The sequence below is a fragment of the Vibrio sp. 10N.261.52.C11 genome (genome assembly GCF_041471405.1).
Lineage (GTDB): Bacteria > Pseudomonadota > Gammaproteobacteria > Enterobacterales > Vibrionaceae > Vibrio > Vibrio crassostreae_C.
In genome coordinates, this window is the sequence record NZ_JBFROI010000037.1 from 51,016 (window position 1) to 70,446 (window position 19,431).

The 19,431-nt window shown below is 44.5% G+C and carries 15 protein-coding genes and 1 pseudogene; 8 read left to right on the plus strand and 8 right to left on the minus strand.

The window, feature by feature from the left end; genetic code table 11:
* Positions 1 to 141: 141 nt before the first annotated feature.
* From AB4323_RS15985 to AB4323_RS16000, 4 genes and pseudogenes are all read left to right on the plus strand, one after another.
* A complete protein-coding gene (locus AB4323_RS15985) occupies positions 142 to 1,749 on the plus strand; it encodes a BCCT family transporter (RefSeq protein WP_372152874.1) in 1,608 nt (535 codons plus the stop codon).
* A gap of 278 nt (positions 1,750 to 2,027) precedes the next feature.
* Positions 2,028 to 3,853: pseudogene (locus AB4323_RS15990) on the plus strand (hypothetical protein).
* Complete coding sequence (locus tag AB4323_RS15995) at positions 3,850 to 4,587, plus strand: DUF3726 domain-containing protein (RefSeq protein WP_017064722.1); 738 nt, start codon at positions 3,850 to 3,852, stop codon at positions 4,585 to 4,587. Before AB4323_RS15990 ends, AB4323_RS15995 begins: the two are co-directional and overlap by 4 nt.
* Positions 4,588 to 4,983: 396 nt before the next feature.
* Positions 4,984 to 6,276, plus strand: coding sequence for an alpha/beta fold hydrolase (locus tag AB4323_RS16000; RefSeq protein WP_372152875.1), 1,293 nt, complete (start codon positions 4,984 to 4,986; stop codon positions 6,274 to 6,276).
* 172 nt (positions 6,277 to 6,448) lie between these two features.
* Here AB4323_RS16000 and AB4323_RS16005 read toward each other — a convergent pair whose 3' ends face one another.
* From AB4323_RS16005 to AB4323_RS16030, 6 genes are all read right to left on the minus strand, one after another.
* Positions 6,449 to 6,631 carry a hypothetical protein gene (locus AB4323_RS16005; protein WP_004730424.1) on the minus strand — a complete coding sequence of 61 codons (183 nt, stop codon included), beginning with the start codon at positions 6,629 to 6,631 and terminating at the stop codon, positions 6,449 to 6,451.
* A gap of 282 nt (positions 6,632 to 6,913) precedes the next feature.
* Positions 6,914 to 7,141 (minus strand): PAS factor family protein, encoded by a 228-nt coding sequence (locus AB4323_RS16010; protein ID WP_004730426.1) that lies wholly within the window; start codon positions 7,139 to 7,141, stop codon positions 6,914 to 6,916.
* A 266-nt stretch (positions 7,142 to 7,407) separates the two neighbouring features.
* A complete protein-coding gene (locus AB4323_RS16015; RefSeq protein ID WP_372152877.1) occupies positions 7,408 to 9,564 on the minus strand; it encodes a c-type cytochrome in 2,157 nt (718 codons plus the stop codon).
* On the minus strand, positions 9,561 to 10,175 hold the full coding sequence (locus AB4323_RS16020; RefSeq protein WP_017064719.1) for a cbb3-type cytochrome c oxidase subunit II: 615 nt from the start codon (positions 10,173 to 10,175) through the stop codon (positions 9,561 to 9,563). The genes AB4323_RS16015 and AB4323_RS16020 overlap by 4 nt, the downstream gene beginning before the upstream one ends.
* Positions 10,176 to 11,600: a cytochrome-c oxidase, cbb3-type subunit I gene (ccoN, locus tag AB4323_RS16025; protein ID WP_017080139.1), complete on the minus strand. Its 1,425-nt coding sequence runs from the start codon at positions 11,598 to 11,600 to the stop codon at positions 10,176 to 10,178. It lies immediately after the preceding gene.
* A 24-nt stretch (positions 11,601 to 11,624) separates the two neighbouring features.
* A complete protein-coding gene (locus AB4323_RS16030; RefSeq protein ID WP_004730436.1) occupies positions 11,625 to 12,011 on the minus strand; it encodes a cytochrome c in 387 nt (128 codons plus the stop codon).
* Positions 12,012 to 12,431: 420 nt separating this feature from the next.
* Between AB4323_RS16030 and AB4323_RS16035 the strand changes: the two genes are divergently transcribed.
* Positions 12,432 to 12,899, plus strand: a complete 468-nt coding sequence (locus AB4323_RS16035; protein WP_372152879.1) for a hypothetical protein — start codon at positions 12,432 to 12,434, stop codon at positions 12,897 to 12,899.
* 9 nt (positions 12,900 to 12,908) lie between these two features.
* Positions 12,909 to 13,934, plus strand: coding sequence for a diguanylate cyclase domain-containing protein (locus AB4323_RS16040; RefSeq protein WP_017080136.1), 1,026 nt, complete (start codon positions 12,909 to 12,911; stop codon positions 13,932 to 13,934).
* A gap of 211 nt (positions 13,935 to 14,145) precedes the next feature.
* On the opposite strand, the gene AB4323_RS16045 is transcribed toward AB4323_RS16040, so the two are convergent.
* Both AB4323_RS16045 and AB4323_RS16050 read right to left on the minus strand, forming a co-directional pair.
* Positions 14,146 to 16,590: a putative bifunctional diguanylate cyclase/phosphodiesterase gene (locus AB4323_RS16045; protein WP_372152881.1), complete on the minus strand. Its 2,445-nt coding sequence runs from the start codon at positions 16,588 to 16,590 to the stop codon at positions 14,146 to 14,148.
* Positions 16,591 to 16,593: 3 nt separating this feature from the next.
* Positions 16,594 to 17,625 (minus strand): PotD/PotF family extracellular solute-binding protein, encoded by a 1,032-nt coding sequence (locus AB4323_RS16050; protein WP_017060025.1) that lies wholly within the window; start codon positions 17,623 to 17,625, stop codon positions 16,594 to 16,596.
* Positions 17,626 to 18,189: 564 nt separating this feature from the next.
* Between AB4323_RS16050 and AB4323_RS16055 the strand changes: the two genes are divergently transcribed.
* Positions 18,190 to 18,990 carry a PhzF family phenazine biosynthesis protein gene (locus AB4323_RS16055; RefSeq protein WP_065584627.1) on the plus strand — a complete coding sequence of 267 codons (801 nt, stop codon included), beginning with the start codon at positions 18,190 to 18,192 and terminating at the stop codon, positions 18,988 to 18,990.
* A gap of 123 nt (positions 18,991 to 19,113) precedes the next feature.
* Positions 19,114 to 19,431 (plus strand): YgjV family protein (locus tag AB4323_RS16060; RefSeq protein ID WP_372152883.1); only part of this gene is annotated, 318 nt, incomplete at its 3' end.

Here is a 19,431-nt window from a genome sequence, read left to right on the forward strand (position 1 = left end):
GGAACAACGGTCTATTTCGCAACGCGGTAACCCAAACATGGATTAGCCTGCCCAACACAAAAAACAATAGGGCAGGTGTTAAATACACCCTTGTAGTCATCATTCAAATGACAGCTGCAAAGAAACCTCTGGAGTCAGAGTATGTCTGATTTAACCAATAGCGTGAAATCTTCAAGCTTAAATGCGGGTCAAGCACACACAACAATTAATGCAAAAAGCAACACAAACGAGTCTGAGTCTACGTCAGACAAATTAGGCCTATCCAACCCAGCACTTTGGTACAGCGGCGGTTTTATCGCTCTGTTCGTGGCACTTGCTCTATTTGATGGCGAGCTGTTATCAAGCCTAGTAAATACGGGCTTTGCATGGTCTGTAAAAGTATTCGGTCCTTACTGGCAAATGCTTCTTCTTCTGACTTTTCTTATTGGTCTTGGCCTGGCGGCAGGGCGAACAGGCAAGGTTATCCTAGGCGGCATCGCTAAACCTGAAATGGACGGCTTCCGTTGGATGGCGATCATCTTCTGTACGCTACTGGCAGGTGGCGGTGTATTTTGGGCAGCAGCAGAGCCTATCGCTCACTACGTTAGCCCACCACCATTGTACGGCGCACAAGAGAACGCACAGCAAGGTGCCGTGAACGCTTTATCGCAATCTTTCATGCATTGGGGTTTCTTGGCATGGGCAATCGTCGGCAGCTTAACGTCTATTGTGGTGATGCACCTTCACTATGACAAAGGCTTACCGCTTAAACCTCGAATTCTGCTTTATCCAGTATTGGGCGAACGCGCGCTGAAAGGTCACACCGGCGCTTTGATTGATGCATGTTGTATTGTCGCGGTAGCGGCAGGCACTATTGGTCCTATCGGGTTTTTGGGCTTGCAAGTGAGCTACGCACTGAACGCACTGTTTGAGATTCCTGATGGCTTCACAACGCAGCTTATCATCATCTTGTTCGCTATCGTTCTTTACACAATGTCAGCATTAAGCGGTCTAAACCGCGGAATGCAAATGCTAAGCCGATACAACGTGATTCTGGCAATGGCACTGATGGTTTACATCCTGATCTTTGGCCCTACAAACTTTATCTTTAACGGCTACATTCAAGGTGTAGGTAGCATGATCGATAACTTCATCCCAATGGCGACATACCGTGGTGATGAGGGGTGGTTGAGTTGGTGGACTGTGTTCTTCTGGGGTTGGTTCCTAGGGTACGGCCCAATGATGGCAATCTTCATCGCACGTATCTCACGTGGCCGTAGTATTCGCCAATTGGTTTCAACCATTAGCTTAGTTGCACCGTTTGTTACTTGTTTCTGGTTCACGATTGTTGGTGGCTCTGGCCTTGCGTTCGAAATCGCAGATCCAGGCAGCGTAAGTAAAGCGTTTGAAGGCTTTAACTTACCAGGTGCTCTGTTGGCGGTAACTCAGCAACTTCCAATGCCGATGCTTATCTCTATCTTGTTCCTGATCTTAACCACGATTTTCATCGTAACGACTGGCGACTCAATGACTTACACCATCAGTGTTGTAATTAGTGGTGAGACAGAACCGAATGCAATCATCCGTACTTTCTGGGGCGTGATGATGGGCGTAACAGCGTTGATTCTGATTTCTCTAGGCTCTGGTGGTATTTCAGCGCTGCAATCTTTCATCGTAATTACAGCGGTTCCGGTGTCCTTAATCTTACTGCCATCGCTTTGGAATGCGCCTCAAATCGCAATCAAGATGGCGAAAGAGCAAGGTTTGTAGAAAGCAGAGTTTGTAGAAAAGCAGAGTTTGTAGAAGAGCAGGATCTGTAAAGAAGCTGTAGAGGTAACGCTCTCTAAAAATTAAAGAGAAGCAAGGTATCAGCCTTTGAAATAAGGCTGATACCAGATTCCGAAAGGAAGAGAAAACCCGTACTGGTGAAGATACATCGGACGGCAACTATTTAGGTCAAGAGATCTAGTCAGGACAAATAATAAGGGGCGAGTTCGCTTGCCTCGACAACATCAATAACGATTAAAACGTGAAAGCTAACCAACATCCTGTCGCTATACACGCTTCAAAAGACAGCAACGATCGGTTCTGAATGGCTAGCAAAACCCTTATAACTACAAAGGTGGTGAGCAAAATGGATGCACATCGTTCTACCTACACTGAATCAGCACTACGTGACGCAACGGTCGTTATGGCACCGGAAAGACTGGGTGCTATGCACCAAACACGCATCAGCTTCGTAAGAACTCTGATTCGTAAAATGGCGCAACAGCAATGGAAAGTGACTAAACATGAGTGGCAATTAGACCCTCAAGGGTATGGTCATGCTATCTATAAGCTACAGACGCCAAACCATGTTTATCATTTGGTTGTGTTCTGCGATGAGATTGCAGACGACGAACGAAATGACCGTGTAATTGCTGAAAAGTGGGACGTAACATTTGCTTTGGTTCTTGGTGATGTTGATGTCACCCTACTTGAGAGACTTCGTGCGAATGTGCCGCTACAAGAAGCAGGCCGTAACCCTAACAATGTGCTTGTTTTAGCGCGTGCCAACAAAAGTGTACGAGTGTTTGAACATATTGTTAGTCACTTGGCTAAAGGTGTTCAACCAACGCCAAAAGAGCTAGCGGAAGTTGGCTACATCCTACGAACCACAGCGGTTTATGGTAATGGTAAGTTTGGTATTGCTGACTTTAAAATCTTGGAAAAGAATCCAGATTTTAATCAATCGTTCAGTGCTCAAATGTGTGCTGTTTATATGCTGCGTGAGTTCAGCCTAGATTGGGTTCATTACCTAGCGGAGCAACAAGGCGGTGAACAAGCGATTACCTTGCACAGAGGCTTACAACGCTACCTAGGTGTGGGTAATGCCACAGGTTTAGGTATGGCGCCATATTTGATTAACCACCCAAGTATTGTCGATCAATGGATGACAACCCGTGAGCATGCATTAGCTGACGTGTTAGCTAATCACACGGATACGGCATTGATTGAGCCCCTACGTACATTAGTTAAAAAAGCGATTTGTCATTTAGAACAAGTTGTTACCATCAATGAAAATCAGCAAGAGTTGAACAAAACCGCTGTTGATGAGTTGAAACACGCAGAACAGTCACTAGAAGCTTCTGTAAACCATTGCGATACATGGGCGCAGTTAGTTGAACAATCTAAGCACATGAGTATGGAAGCCCAAGAAATCCTTATCTCATGCTTGATGGAATTGTACCCAGAATTAGTGGACGCCCATCAAGAGCAAATGAATTGTAGCGAAACACTCTCGCTTCCTAGTGGCAAAAAGATCCAAGACCTATTGGTTGTGTTAGAAGAAAAGTACCGTTGGGCGATCACGACTGACTTTACGAAAGCAGAAAATAACTACTGGTTCTGGTATCGCTCTCAGGACAAAGAAGAGCCAAGGCTCGGTGTTCGAGGCGAGGAACTCGGCGAAGAGCGCGAACTGCCGTTGGATATCGGCCGTCAAGCTTACCGTCTGTACCATGCTTTATTGCAATTCGCGCCAGAGCTTTCATTGGCTGAATTCCTTGTTAAACAACCGCAGCATCGTGCCATTGCGCGCCGTGTGTGGACGTTAGGTAACAAGGCGATGGGCGACATTCAAATGAACGTGCTGCACCAAGACTCGCCACCAATGCATTTGCTGCGTTGTAAGCTAGCGATGTTTGGAGCGACTAAGTTTGATCCTCGCTCAGACCGTTGGGTACGAGTGACGTTTTTCCAAGGTGCACCGTTGCTTGATGAAATTCATCAGGACGAATGGGTGTTCCCAATCTTACCAAGTGAAGCGGAGATCGCTGACTCAAATAAAGTTCCTACACATATCAACGCTCAACATGGAGGTAAATCGTTATGATCGTTTCTCACAATGAACTGGTAGCGGCCGTTAATAAAGCCTTTCTGGGTATGCGTCGTACATGTGGTGAAGCCGATGTGATAGCGAACATGGTGGCAGATTTACAAATGGTTGGCTTGGATGGTGTTCGTCATTTTAACAATGCGAGCAACTTTATGGGGCTAGAAGACGATTGCCCTGTAGACATCCAAGTGACAAGCGACAACACAGTTGAAGTGGACCTGCACAAGGCGAGCTTAGCGTGTCATCTTCCTGTGGTGATGGATTACGCCATTGAAAAAATGGTCGGTAAAAAGACGCTGAAAATCGAGCTAAACAACTGCCATAACCGTTGGTTAGCGTACAGTGAGCTTGTAAAACTGGCAGCGAAAGGCATCGCATGTACCGCACGTTGGGATAATGGCTCAAATCCTAAGAGCACCTTGTATGTGCTTAACCGTGGTTGCGTTGCACCAGAACTGTTTTTATCAGATTTGCCTCTGGCATCGGACGATCATATCCACAATATGACCATCGAGCTTTCCGTCCAGGATTTCGATATCGAACGTTTGTCAGATGGCTACCAAACACACATTGAATCGGAAGCGCTTTTTAAAACTCAAGAGAAGGCGTGGAACGAGGGCATTGAAGTTGACGATGGAGAGTGGGGCGCGTTGAAAGAAACGGCGACGGCTATCCTTGTTGAAAACAGCCAACGTTCAATTCAAGGTGCAGGTGAGCTCGAGGCTTCTTAGCTTTGTTTTATAGAGCTATAAGTTACAGAAGCTCAGTTTATAGATCTTTGGCTTATAGAAACTAAACCTATAAAGCCTGAGCTTGTTCAACCTAAAAACCTCATTTACAACAGATAAAACCAAAGAGCTTAACGTATCCTCACCTCGTTAAGCTCTTTTTATTTGTGTCCCACTTTTGTTCTTCTTCTCAATAGATCACATCTTAAACTCTCTGTTTTGACACAAGTTGTTACGCGTATAAAGCTAATTTGGCGATTTAATGAAGTACCTTCACATTCAGGTTCAACAAACGGTTTCATTTACAAGCTAGTATGCGTATCTTGCTAACTACGGTGCCAAAGGGTGCCATTTTTATTCGTACCAATGACTTTAGAATCAGATAAAAAGGAATGAAGCGTGCAAGCTAACTTTATTGATGGAACCACCCTGTACCGTCAGCACTCTTTCGAGTTGCCACTTGATTATCAAGCCAAAGATGGACAACAGATCCAAGTCTTCGCACGTGAGCTGGTTGATCTCGCTAAAGATGAGCAAGAGCTGCCGTGGTTGATCTACTTTCAAGGCGGCCCAGGTTTTCCTTCTCCACGGGTGAGTGGTCAATCGGGTTGGCTAAAGCGTGCATTACAAAACTACCGTGTTCTGCTTCTAGACCAACGTGGTACTGGCAACAGCACGGTTATCAGCCATGAAACTTTGGCGCATTTGTCTCCAGAACAACAAGTCGAATACTTAACGCATTTCAGAGCGGATAACATCGTTCGTGACGCTGAAGCGATTCGTGAACAGTTTGGTATTAAGCAATGGTCGACGATTGGTCAAAGCTTTGGTGGCTTCTGTACACTGAGCTATTTGTCACTGTTCCCACAGAGCTTGCAGCGTTGTTATGTGACGGGCGGCATTCCTTCTATTGAACGAGAAGCTGACGATGTTTATCGTGCGACTTACAAGCGTGTAGAAGACAAAAACAGAGCTTTCTTTGCTCAGTTCCCACAAGCACAAGCTATGTGTCGCGAGATCTCTGATTACCTGCTCAACAACGATGTGAGACTGCCAAACGGTCAGGTGTTCACAGTTGAACAGTTCCAGCTAATAGGTATTAATCTTGGTGGCGGCGAAGCAAACCTTCCAATGTATTTCACACTGGAGAGTGCGTTTGTTGAAGTGAACGGTAACAGACAGCTGAGCTACAGCTTCCTAAATCAAATGCAGCAAGAGCAGGGTTACTTAACTAACCCAATTTACGCAATCTTGCATGAATCGATTTACTGTCAAGGTACAGCGTCTAACTGGTCTGCATATCGTGTTCGTGAGCAGTACCCACACTTCAACTACCAATCGGGCAGTGAGTTCTGGTTTACTGGTGAAATGGTGTACCCATGGATGTTCGACCAACTTGAAACGCTGAAGCCACTGCGTGAAGCCGCGAACATGTTGGCTGAAAAGTCGGACTGGGGCACTTTGTACAACGCAGAGCAGTTGAGCAAGAATACAGTGCCAATGGCGTGTGCCGTTTACGCCGATGACATGTACGTTGAGTTGGATTACAGCCGTGAAACATTGGCGAACATTCCTAACTCGAAAGCGTGGATCACCAATGAATATGAACACAATGGCTTGCGAGTAGACGGCGAAAGGATTGTCGATAAATTGATGACGATGGTTGAAGCGTTAGAAAATCTGCCAAAGTAATCAAGCTATTTGCACTAGAAACAAGATGCGTTAGAAGCTTTCTACTTTAGAAACTATCTACGTTAGAAATACGATACGCCAGAAACAAGAAAACGCTGCATCCGTGCAGCGTTTTTTTTATGTCATCGAACTATTCGATTTAAGGAACTAGGAGGGGTAGCCCTTGAAGCCATTAAGGTTGGATGACGATATCTTGATTTTCAGTGGTCGATAAGCTGGCGCGGTTCTGTTCGATAAGTTGAGCCGCATAAGAGGGAGTCACAGCTTGAATTTCACCTTTTGAACGAATCGTTAATGCTTCCCACGCATGATCACGGTATTTGCCTGTTTGTGTATATTCAATAAGTACTCTCATGATTCTTCCATCCGATGTGTGGTTAACGTGCTACTAACATTAGCGCCATTATTGTGGTTACACACCTGTTAAAAATGGAACATAAGATTAACCAAATGAGAATGCGTGTAACTTGAAAAACAGACCTAACTGCACTTATCTTCTTAACCGCGTTTATCGCAACTAACCGTATTTATCGCAACTAACAGCATTTATTGTAACCAACCTTACTTATCGTAAATAGCGTCCATAAAAAAACGCTGCACAATGGCAGCGTTAAAGTTGAGATAGGTTGAAGATTGCTTAGCTGTTTTCTAAGCCAACAATCTTGCGTGCAGACATCACTGCACTATCCAAGTCGGTCAATCTACCAGCACTTGCTGGACCAAGAACTGATGAATATAAAGCCAACTGCTTCTCAAATGATAAATCTAATTGGTTATATAGATTTTGGCGGATTTGAGCGTGTTGCTGTGGCTTTGCGCTCGACAGGCCTTCCAACGTATCGTAGATGAGTGTAGTTGTATCCATAACTGTCCTTAGTACATCTTTATAAAATTTTGCATATTATGCACTTGGTGTCATCTTTGTTCTGCGAGATTGATCGCATTATGTGCAGCTCTGCTTAATTGTGTAATCAGTTAGTTACAATTGTGTTGTATGGCAAAGTATCGAAAACTTGGGTTTGGGCAAAAGAAAAGGAGACACAGTGGTCTCCTTTTGGCTTGTTAGCAAAGATAAAAGTTACGTGCTGTTCGCTGTTTATTGAGCCAATCGGCTACGCACAGCTACAGCGCCTATCGTATGTTAATGTTCTTATCTCGATTTTCGTACATTTCAGGCGTGGTGTGTAATCCACCCGCATAACCCGCTGCTTCAAGTGTTTCTCTTACCTCTCGAACATGTTCAGCCGTGACTGGTTCATTTCGGTCGCCAAGGTTTAAACGCACAAACGTGATTAACTCAGCTAAGCGTTGATCCGACAATACATCCTCGAAACTTGCCATCGGCATGAAGTTTCGATCTTTGTCGAGATAGGTAGGTTGCAAGCCGCGAACGGTTACCGCAATGGTGTTGAATGGGTCGCTGTGCATGATAATGCCATTATTCAACAGAGTAGGGGCGATTGGGTCGCGACCTTTACCATCGTCACCATGACACGCCCCACAAGTTTGACGATACGTGGTGTAGATTTCACTGGCATACGCAGCTTCATCAAACCCTTTAGGCTGTAACTGAACGGCATCACTGGCAATGGTGTTGTTGATGTCCCCACTGAGTAGGTAATAGGACATCGACTCGATATCTTCACGCGTCATCAAGCTTAGGCTGTTTTTCACTACATCAGCCATACCCGCAAAAGCGGTGCCTTTGTCTGAATGTCCGGTGTGTAAAAAGTCGGTGAGTGTTGCTTCATCCCAACCATCGACGTAGAGCTCATTAGCTGTGATATCAGGCGCGTTCCAACCGTCAATCAAGTTACCTTGGAAAATACGTTCTGGTATCAGTGCTTGGGCAATGTTTCTTGGCGTATGGCACTCCGAACAGTGACCAAGTCCTGCGACCCAATATTTGCCTTGTTGCCACTTATCGACATCCTCAATTTCTCCTTTGAGCTCTTCTGGTACTTCATAATCAATAGGGTCTGTATCCATAAATACGATGTTCCAGCCAAGCAAACCTAAGCGAATATTGGATGGAAACATCATGCTGTTGTCATCATTGCGTCGTGGCACGGCGGTGATTGACTGCATGTATTCCCACAAATCGACCATGTCTTGGTCGGTGAGGTATTGATAAGAGGTGTAGGGCATTGCAGGGTACAGGTAACCATTCTTACCTTTACCTGCAACTAACGCAGCTCGGAAATCGTCGAAGTCATAAGTCCCGATCCCTTCGGTGGTGTGTGGCGTTATGTTGGTTGAATACACGGTACCGAAAGGGGTCACAAACGGTAGGCCGCCAGCAAAGGGTTCGCCACCTTCTGCACTATGACAAGCCACACAGTCACCGGCGTAAGCGAGATATTCTCCGCGCTCAACAGATGATGCTTTCAAACTCGCAAGCCTTTGTTGCTCTACGTCACCAGCGTGTCGGATATAAGCCCCAAGCGCGAGTATCTCGTTCTCACTGAGCTGCTCATCAAACGCAGGCATTAGGTTGTTCAAACCGTAATTGATGGTGTGCTGAATCTCTTCAATACTCCCTCCGTGAAGCCAGATATCATCGGAAAGATTAGGTACGCCAATCGCTGGGTTAGCGACAGCACCATCGGCATGACAAGACGAACAGTATTGGACGAACAAGGTTTTACCGAGCTCGACTTTAATCTCCGGCACATCGGTATGACGTTGGTTGAGGGAGGCTAGATAGTAGGAGACTTTTGCCACCTCGTCTGGGCGCATGATTTCACTCCAACCCGGCATCGCTCCATTTCGTCCTTTGGCAATCGAATGGATCACAGCTTCATCACTGCCGCCGTATAACCATTCTTGGTCGATAAGATTAGGGAAGTGTTTCTGACCTTGTGCATTATCTCGGTGACAAGCGGCACAGTGAGTTTGGAATAGAATCCTACCGCTGTTCACGATCTCTGGGACAGCAGCTAATCCCTCTAACGTGGTTTCGCTGGTTTGTGCAAATTGCTCATTGAGAGTGGTGGATGGTGAACTGAGCTTATCGTCGCTTTGTTCCCAATCGACTAAGCCTTCCCATTCTCCAAGCCCGGGGTAGAGCGCCAAATAACCCGCAGACAAAAGAAATGCCACTGCATAACTGATAAATAACAGCTTAGGTGGAGGCGCATCTTTCTCTTCAATACCATCAAAGGTGCCAATGGTGTGGTCGTGATCGGCCTTGTGATTGCTACGCCAGTATTTAACGACAACAGACACCATCAGAACAAAGAATATTAAGGTTAAGAGTACCGCCCATAGATTCCAGAATGTGCTCATTGTGATACCTCCTGTGACGTATCTTTACCCAGGCTTTGTAAATAGCGAATCAGAGCTTCACCTTTGGTTTTGCCTCTTACTTGCAAACGGGCATCACCAATTTCTTGATCGGTATAAGGCACACCTAAGGTACGTAACACTTCCATTTTGGCGCTAATATCATCGCCAGTCAGAGTCTGCTCAAATAGCCACGGGTAAGAGGGCATGATCGAGGTCGGTACGACTTTTCGAGGGTCAATTAAGTGAATAGCATGCCATTGGTCAGAATACTTTCTACCTAAGTTAGTGAGGTCAGGACCAGTACGTTTAGAGCCCCACAAGTTAGGAAACTCATAGATATCGTCTGCTTCTTGGTTCGGGCGACCATTACGCTTCACTTCTGGCTCTAGAGGGCGAACCATTTGTGTGTGACAAACATGGCAGCCTTCACTGATGTATATGTCTCGGCCTGCTAACTCAATCGGTGTGAGAGGCATCGCTAAGCTGCCTTTGGCAATATCATCGCCACGGACAATGCTTGGCACTACCCAGACCAATAAAGAGAAGGAGGCCACGACAACAGTGGTCAAAATTAAAATGACGATTGAATGTGTAAAGTCTTTACTCATCATTTAAGCCCCCTCATTAACGGTTTGTTTAGCATCATGTACTGCGGGCATACGAACCGTTTTGTACAAGTTGAAAGCCATTAAGAACAGTCCAAGTACAAACAGCGCACCACCAAAGAAGCGCATGAATAGCCAAGGTGCTTTAAAGTCCATAGCTTCCACAAAACTGTAAATCAGTTCGCCATTTTCATTTTGAGCGAGCCACATATAGCCCTCGCCGATGCCTGCGATCCAAAGTGCTATCGCATAGATGGCGACGCCAGCATGAGCGAGCCAAAAGTGCCATTTAATCAGTCGTCGTGACCAAAGATCGGTTTGGCCCCATAAGCGTGGAATGAAATAGTAAAAAACCGCTATCCCTGACATTCCAACCCATCCAAGAGCTGCGGAATGTACGTGACCGATGATCCATTCGGTGTTGTGTGCCACCATGTTGAACCAGCGAATAGCGAGTAGGGGACCTTCGAATGTCGCCAAGCAGTAGTAAAGAATTGCTGAGAAAAAGAATAAAAGAATGTAGTCGGACTTCAGCTTTTCTTTGTTTTGTAGAAGGGTCATTGCGCTATTGAACGCACCAGCCCAAGAAGGGAGCCACAGGATCAAAGACATTACGATGCCGATGTTTTGAATCCAGATCGGAACAGAAGAATAAACCAAATGGTGCGTTCCGGCCCACGTGTAAAAGCCGACCAAGCCCCAGAAGTGGATCACAGATAAGCGGTACGAATAGATAGGTCGATCCGCCGCTTTGGGTATGAAATAGTAGTTCATACCAATCACGCCAGCGGTCAGCAAGAAGCCGACGGCATTATGTCCCCACCACCACTGAACAATCGCATCTTGAGCCCCTGCAAACACAGAGTAGGACTTCATCGCCAACACTGGCATCGCGAGGTTGTTCACAATGAAAATCATTGCAACGACGATAATGAATGCAGCAAAGAACCAGTTAGCTACGAAGATGTGGCTGACCTTTCGTTTAGCAAGGGTGCCAAAGAACAGCACCGCATAAAGCACCCAAACCAGCACGATCATTAAGTCGATTGGCCATTCAAGTTCCGCATACTCTTTTGAGCTGGTGTGGCCTGCGGGTAAGGAAATGACCGCAAGCAATAGAATAAATTGCCATCCCCAAAATACCATCCATGAAAGGCTTTTATTGAACAACTCACAATGGCCTGTTCGCTGGGCAATGTACAAAGATGTCCCCATCAAGATGTTCACGACGAACCCGTAAATCACCCCAGACGTATGCAGCGGGCGCAGTCGACCAAACTGGAAATATTGAGAATCGAAGTTTAAGACTGGCCAATACAATTGCGCGGCGAGAATCACCCCGATGATCATACCTACGATTGCCCACACTAAAGACGCGATGATGAAGTACTTAACGACCTTAATGTTGTATTGCGGTGTCACTTGTTCCATAACAAGGCTCCTTGCCTAAAGCTTTTATTCGCTGACTGAATTTGATTCGTTGAGTGAGTTTGAATCGTTGCCGAGCATTGAATAGAAATAGGAAATATCGCGGATGTCTTGGTCTGAAAGGGTGTCGGCTTGTTGTTGCATGAGAATTGCCAAACCACTGGTTCTTTCCCTTGTCTGATAGTCTTTTAACGAGGAGATTAGATATCCCACCTTTTGACCGCGAAGGTTCGGGTAGGGGTCTTGCGTTGAGATGCCGTCAACGCCATGGCAGGTCATGCACACCTTTGCTTTCTGCTTACCTAACTCGAATTGTTCTTGATTAACGTCAGCAGAAACAGGAAACATGACCAACGTCATTACTAGGGTTGAAAGTGTCGTCATGGGGTTAAATTTTTTTATATTCAAACTCATTCTCGATTCCCTTGATTATGAAATGAGTAAGCTTTTTAAGAGCGACACGCGATACCTGCTGGTGGAATAGAAGCGACAGATATCAGAAAACTAGGCTCTTAAAGCTGCTTACGTTCGATTAAAGGTTATGCAGCAACAAGCATTCTTGCTACTTACTGACTCATATTTATTGTTAATTTTGATGGTCAGTACGTATTCAGTGGCTGGATTGGATTACTCATTGCCTTTAAAAAACCGGGATTACTGGTATGAACGCTAATTAAAGTCTTATTTAGAGGAGGGAAGGTGTTGTTCGCACCTGGTTACAGGAATGAAACGTTATCTCAGAAAGAGTCGAACTGCATTATTGAGAAAATAGGCAATGTCTAAGCAAGTCAAATGACCAATATGAACTAGACTCAATTTAGTGACCTTTTTAGAATGGAGTTTAAAATGAGAGCTGCACTTCTGTTTATACTTTCACTGTGTTCATTTTCTATTTTTGCAGCATCCGAACTCACAATATTCGATCACCTAGGGCAAAAGCATCAATTCAGTCGAGAACAACTCCTAACACTTCCTCAGACAGAAATTACCACCACCTTGCCATGGGTTGAGGGTCTGACCGTTTATAGCGGTGTGACGTTGCAAACAGTGCTCGAAAATATGGATCTACCCATATCACCGCAAGTCACTTTCGTGGCATTGAATGACTACAAAATTGCCGTGCCCAAAGAAGATTTCGATACCTATGAACCCATCATTGCGATCAAAAAGAATGGTGAGTTTATGTCTGTGAGAGAGAAAGGCCCTTATTGGTTGATATATCCAATCTCTGCGAACCCTGAGACCAATACCCCTGATTTCCATGCCAAGATGATTTGGCAGATTCGTGATATTCACCTGTAGAGGCTAATTATGAAGAAGCTGTTGTCTATGGCCGCAATCAAAGTCGTTGTTTTGTCTTTGGCCGTGGTTGTTCTATCCGTCAATATCTACAGTGTTACTCGAATTAATGACATCAACAAGAGCTTTTCTAACCGCCAAAATGAGGCCACATGGTTTGTTTTTCAACTCGTCAAAGAGTATGCAAACTTCTTGATGGTTAGCCACGCAAAGACGATCGATTATGATGAATTGTGGTTGGCTTATGACATTACTTGGAGTCGCTTTGATATTCTGATCAACAGCACTGAATCGTCTAATTTTATTCGCTCAGCAAACTTTAAGCCTTACTTTACCGCAGAGTTTGAAAAATTTAAGTCGCTAGAATCGTCAATCAAATTGGTCAGCCAAGGTCAGCTACCCAAAGAATTGCTGCAGAAGAAAGTCGATATTTGCTACACCACCTTGGTCGAATTCATTAACGAAAAGTTTCGATTACAAAGCACAGTTATTGAAGAAAATACGTCCATGGTAGGCAAATTTGTTGTTGTTCACCAAATCAGCAGCGCCTTTCTTGTCTTGATTTTGTTGATGACAGGCATCATTTTCTATCTCGATTTTTCCATCAAACGAAAACTTCATTCTACCGACTTTATTACTGGCTTTCGCAATCGAGTATCGTTAATGAAATTTGTTAAGAACAGTTACCCAATAAACAATAACTTCGATCTCTACTTTGTACGAATCCGAAACCTCAGTGAGATAAACCAAAAGTACGGTCTGGAATATGGTGACTTGGTGGTGAGTTCTGCTGCTAAGTCCCTGACGGCAAAGGTCCCTGAAAGCACAATCTCGTTTCGTAGTAGTGGCAGTCAGTTTCTGTTCTTCATTCCTGAACACTTGTACACAAGTGATGAGATCCAGGAAAAATTCAATGACGTGCTCAAGGATTATATTTCAGCGGGCAATTTAGAATTGATGATTGACGCTGTAGTCAGGCATAAGAAGAACATCAGCTCTAAAGATATGATGGAGCTACTAACGACGATGCAGAGCTAATCCCCTCATAAGCGACAAATCAGAGCTTAGGTTTTATTTGCTTTACGTTTCACCACTCTACCTATTCACTATCATGGCCTTTGCCATCCTTTATTGTCCTCCTCATTCAATGTGTAGCTAACGCAGAGCTCCTGCACTGATGAAGATAGTCCTCTACTAGTTATAGCTATAGTGGCTTTCAACGCTTGAACAGGAAGAGATACTTTGAGGTTTAGGCTTGAGGCTGTTGCTTTTGAGTGAGTGCAATGATTCGCTCGTTAGATCTCGAACTGGTGACAGACTGCGGGTTTAAAATTGCTTGCGGATTATGGTCTCGAACAAACTCGATGAATTCCAGATAAGTGAGTGGTTGGCTAAAGAAGTAGCCTTGTATTAGGTCACAGTTCGCTTTTCTGAGGTAATGATACTGTTCTATGGACTCGACACCTTCTGCGACGACTAGCGTGTCACAAGAGTGGCCTAAGTTAACCATAGATTCGACCATCTTACGGTCGGCTTTGTCGTCTACCATGTTATCGATAAAGCTCTTATCAATTTTTAGCTCATCCACAGGGTAGTGGAGTAGCTGGTTGAAGGCTGTGTATCCAGTACCAAAGTCATCAAGTGAAACCTTTAAGCCTAGGCTTCTGATTCTCTCGATAGTCTGTACCGTAAGCTTGGTACTTTTTACGTAACTGGTCTCGGTAATCTCTATAATAATGTTGCCAGGTGGCACTTGATAACGTTCGAGTACTTTACGGATGTTGTCGGCAAAATTACGGTTGTAGAGCTCCATCGCCGAGATATTAATTGACAGAGTGCCCTTGTATTTATGAAGTTCTGAAAGCTCTTTATAGCTTTTGATCGCGGTGCCAATGACCCACATGTCGAGCCTGGCAATAAGGTTACTCTTTTCTGCAACTGGGATAAATTCTTCTGGTCCCGCATCGATATCGAATAAGGCTGGGCAACGAATCAGGCACTCCGCGCCATCTATCTGAAGTGTCTTGGCGTTAAAAATAGGCATAAAGCGAAGTTCAAAGTTGTCACTTTCGCAGCACTCTAAGAGTCTTTTCTCTACAACGTCATGGCGTTCCAAGGTATGTAACAACTCTTCGCCATAAACAATACGACTTTCGCCATCACTATGAGACTTCGCATTAGCTAACATTTCATCGATGCATCGGTGCCAAATCTCATCGAACTTTGGCGTGTCGAGCGGTAAAACACCTGTTGCGAGTGATAATCGAAACCCATAGTAGTCAAGGAAGGTGGTGCCGGTCAGCGTATTGTTGATGTTCTCAATTTCTTCGTTTATCACTTGGTTCTTACCCATCTCCAAGATCGCGATAAACTGATTCCCTCCCAGTCTGGCTAAAGAGTAATCACTGCAACTAAAGCCCAAAGAGGCTTGTTGGTTTTGTAGTGTCTCTTTCAGTGCTTTAGCTAAGCTTATCAGTACATTATCACCAACTTTTGCCCCGTAGAGATCGTTAATTTTACGAAAATCGATGATGTCCCAACAAACCACATAGCAGTGTGGGCTCATCGAGCTTTTTAGTCGTACATCAAGGTGTCTGATGAAAGAGCGTCGGTTAGCTAGCTTGGTGAGTTGGTCGAATTCGGCTTCGAACTTCAACTCTGTTAATGAGTCTATGTACGCGTTCTTTAAACCATCAATTTCACTTTGCCCTGATGAGCGTTTGAAGTATCTAAGTTTGAGCCCGCCGATCGATATCTCTTGCAGTAAGTCTTTAAGCGGTCGCACGAGTTGGTAACGTACCACTAAATGTACGATCAACATGATCGTAAAGAGAGTACCAAAGCCACCTAACAAGGTTTGTTTAGCGATGATGGCTTTCTCATGGTTGAACTTTTGTTCTCGAATATTTACTTGCGCGATGAGATGTCGGCTGGTCATCTGCACATTGATTTTATCTTGGGTTTGCTCAATTGATTTGATAACGAATTGGGTATTTTCAATGTTGGCAGCGTCTGAGGATGGCTCGATTAAGAACTGAATATTGTCATCGTCATTGTATTTGATTAATAAGCTAGAGAGTTGTATCAGAGGTCCGTCAGCAATCAAGATGTAGCGATTTAAACTGCTACTTGCACGTTTATCTTGAGGAAGGAGGTAAGGGTCAATTGCCGCAACATACGAATATCTGAGCTCGCCACTAATCGAGACATAAGAGAAGCCTTCGTAGGAGAGTTCCTTCTTGCTGATTAACGAGGTGTATATGTCGAAGACTCTTTCATAAATCTTGTCAGGGATTTTTAGCCCCTCGAAAGGATCGGCTCTGAGAGTCGAAAGCGTTAATTTGAACTTAGGGTCCACGATATAAACATTGCGTTGCCCAAATTGATTGACGTGATTCTGGCTTAATACTCGGAGTACTCGTTTTTCCAATAGCGATAGAGTCGTGTAGTCGCCAGGATTTTGAATGTAGCGGAGGAACTGCAACGAAGAACCGATATCTTTAACTAGTAAGGACAAGCCGAGCTGCTCGTATTCCGCCGCGACTAAAGCGGTGTTCACATCAGATTGCACCTTGTCCAAATACATGTGCTTAGCATGATTTGATGCGAAGTTGTACATCACGATTCCTGCTATCAGGAGCACAAATGTCAGCGTTGGTAAAAGTACAAAATAGAGCTTCTTCAATACTGGCATGAGTTATCTCAAACTGTCGACAATACGATTGCGAATTTGAATGCTACTCGGTTCTAACGGCTGATAAAGGTAGCTGCGATCTAATACTTCTTTATTCGGGAAAAGCTCGGGATCGTTTTGATACTCCTGAGAAGTGAGTGCTTTTGCTTTTGAACTTGGCGTTGCAAACCATGAATCCATTGCGTTTTGAGCGGCGATTTCGGGTTGCGATAAGAAGGAGAGAATCGTGGTTGCCTGTGGAGATCGCTCTCCGTTGTTAATTGCAGCCATACACTCTAACCATAAGGTTGTTCCTTCTAGAGGCACTGTGTAGGCCCAAGATGCCTCAGGTTCGGCATCATTAAGCACATAGCTGTCACCTGAGTATCCGTAGGCGAGGTCGATGTTGGCTAAGTGTTCGGGATGACGAATATAATCGACAACGTATTCATTACTTTCAAGGTGAGGCTTCTGTGCTTGTAGCGTTTTGTAAGCGACTCGAAGTTCTTGTTCGTTGTTGGTAAACGGCTCAAATTGATTCATCAGAAGCGCAGCACTCACCAAATCCGTAGGCTCATAATACATGCTGATTCGGCCGCTGGTTTTGGTTTCAGGGTCTAGAAGAGCGCCCCAAGACTTGGGAGTCTCAACTTTTCCGCTTCGGTATAAGATGCCGGATGTCCCCCAAGCGTAGGGGATTCCATATTCGCCACACCCATCCACCCATCTTGAGTCAAAGTTGCTTGAAAGGGATTGCTGCAAGTCGCTCAGGTTGTGGAATAAGTTCTGTTTAGCCAGCGCTTTCAGTTTCATACTTTCAATGACAACCAATTCAAACGCACCTCGTCGTTCACTCAATAGCACTTCATCACGAATGGACTCGTCAGAAAAATATTGCTGCTTTAGTGAGATGCCGTAGGTATCACTCAACTGGGTAACGACGCTGTCAGATAAAAATTCATCCCAATTGTAGAGATAAATATCATGCTGCTGGCCAAATACAGGGCTAGCCAAAAAGGATGTTGACGCAAGTATTGATACGCAAAACGCTTTCACTGACGGATTCCCTTTCGTACGTGATAACTAAATCGTAGCCCAAAATTTGCGACATGATTCAAATTTAGGCACTTAATTTAACTTCAACTTCATGCATTTCATGCAAATAGCAACTTGCTACTCCTACTTGATACCGAACCTTTATCGTGTGAGGCAAGGATGACTCCGTCGTATCGTATTCAACACAAGTACGTATTCCAGTTTATTGTCCGTGAATGGATTATTTAAATTAATATTCATCATAATATCCATTCTTACAAGTTATTAAGCATTAAATAATGATGCGGTGATTACCTTTTTCGGGTTTTCGCTCGTATTAATCGTCGTTATTCCTTTGTTTTGCCATCGCGATTTACTCTTATGTTCAATGTTCTTTTATCCCTAAAAACACTTCTATAACGTTTTGTTTATCATTTGTTTCGTTTCTCAATAAGTATCGATAAAGTTGTTGCTAAAGACTTGTAGCACAAGGTGATTGTGCTTATTGTGGGCAGCAATATCTAGGTTATGTCCCAACGAGCCATGATTGCCGGTTTGGGAAATGTTGTGCATTTAGGAGCCATTGTGGATTTAGAGATATATCAAGTAGATTCGTTTACAACTCAAGCGTTTAAAGGGAACCCTGCCGGGGTCTGTATCTCCAAAGAGCCGTTGGATGAGTCGTTAATGTTTTCAATCGCTGAAGAGATGGCGGTATCTGAAACGGCTTTTCTCGCGCTTAACACTATGACGCTTAAATGGTTCACTCCCGAAGTCGAAGTGAAGCTGTGTGGACATGGCACACTGGCAACGGTTCATGTGATGAAAGAACAAGGACTGCTTGAGACAGGTGATAAGGTCGTGTTTAACACCTTATCTGGGGAATTATCTGCCGCCGTTTGTGAATCGTCTATCGAGCTTGATTTTCCTAGTACACAGCTATCATTGCGTTCTGAACCCAACCTCACGCTGCTTGAACACCTAGGTTTAGATCCGCATCAAGTAGTTTCATTCAGAGAATTTGACTCTAAGCAGTTAATCGAAGTTTCCAACGAACAAGTGTTATTGGAGCTTTCACCAAACTTTGATGCGTTAAAAGGTATTCAAGGGCGAGGTGTAGTGGTGACAGCATTGGCAGCAAATACGGAACTTGATTTTGTTTCTCGCTACTTTGCACCTTGGGTTGGGGTTAATGAAGATCCTGTGACTGGCTCGGCACATTGCGCATTGACGCAACACTGGGCAGAAAAGCTCAACAAAAGCAGTTTCAGTGCTTATCAGGCGTCTCGTCGTGGTGGCTATATGTCGACTGAATTATTGGCTAATGGGCGAATAAAGTTAATCGGCTCTGCGACCACTGTGATTAGTGGTGTGTTGAAGCTTTAGATTTTTATAGAAGCTTTAGAGCGCTGTTTGCTCTGTTTTGTTGTAACCGCCTAGTATGTTTTATTCGATTATTCACCGTGAAAGAAGCGGCTAGGGCGGAATGTTATTATTGAAGGAATCACCGTGTCTGCCTTTTATCTTTCCCAAGTATTAGTCGCTATAGCCATTTGTTTTGATCTTCTGTCATTCCAATTCAAGGAAAGGAAGAAAATCGTCACTTGTCTGTTCTTTGCTGGCGTTCTTATTTCGAGTCACTTTATCCTTCTTGAACAATGGACAGCGGCGAGCTTAATGACGATTGCCACGATTCGCTATTTGACGAGCGTATTTTCTACCTCGTCTAAGTTTAAATATTTGTTTTCTTCGATGTCGGTGGTCGCAACCGCAGTGACTTACTCAGGGCTGACCAGCATATTGAGTTGCTTTGCCTCCGTATTTCAG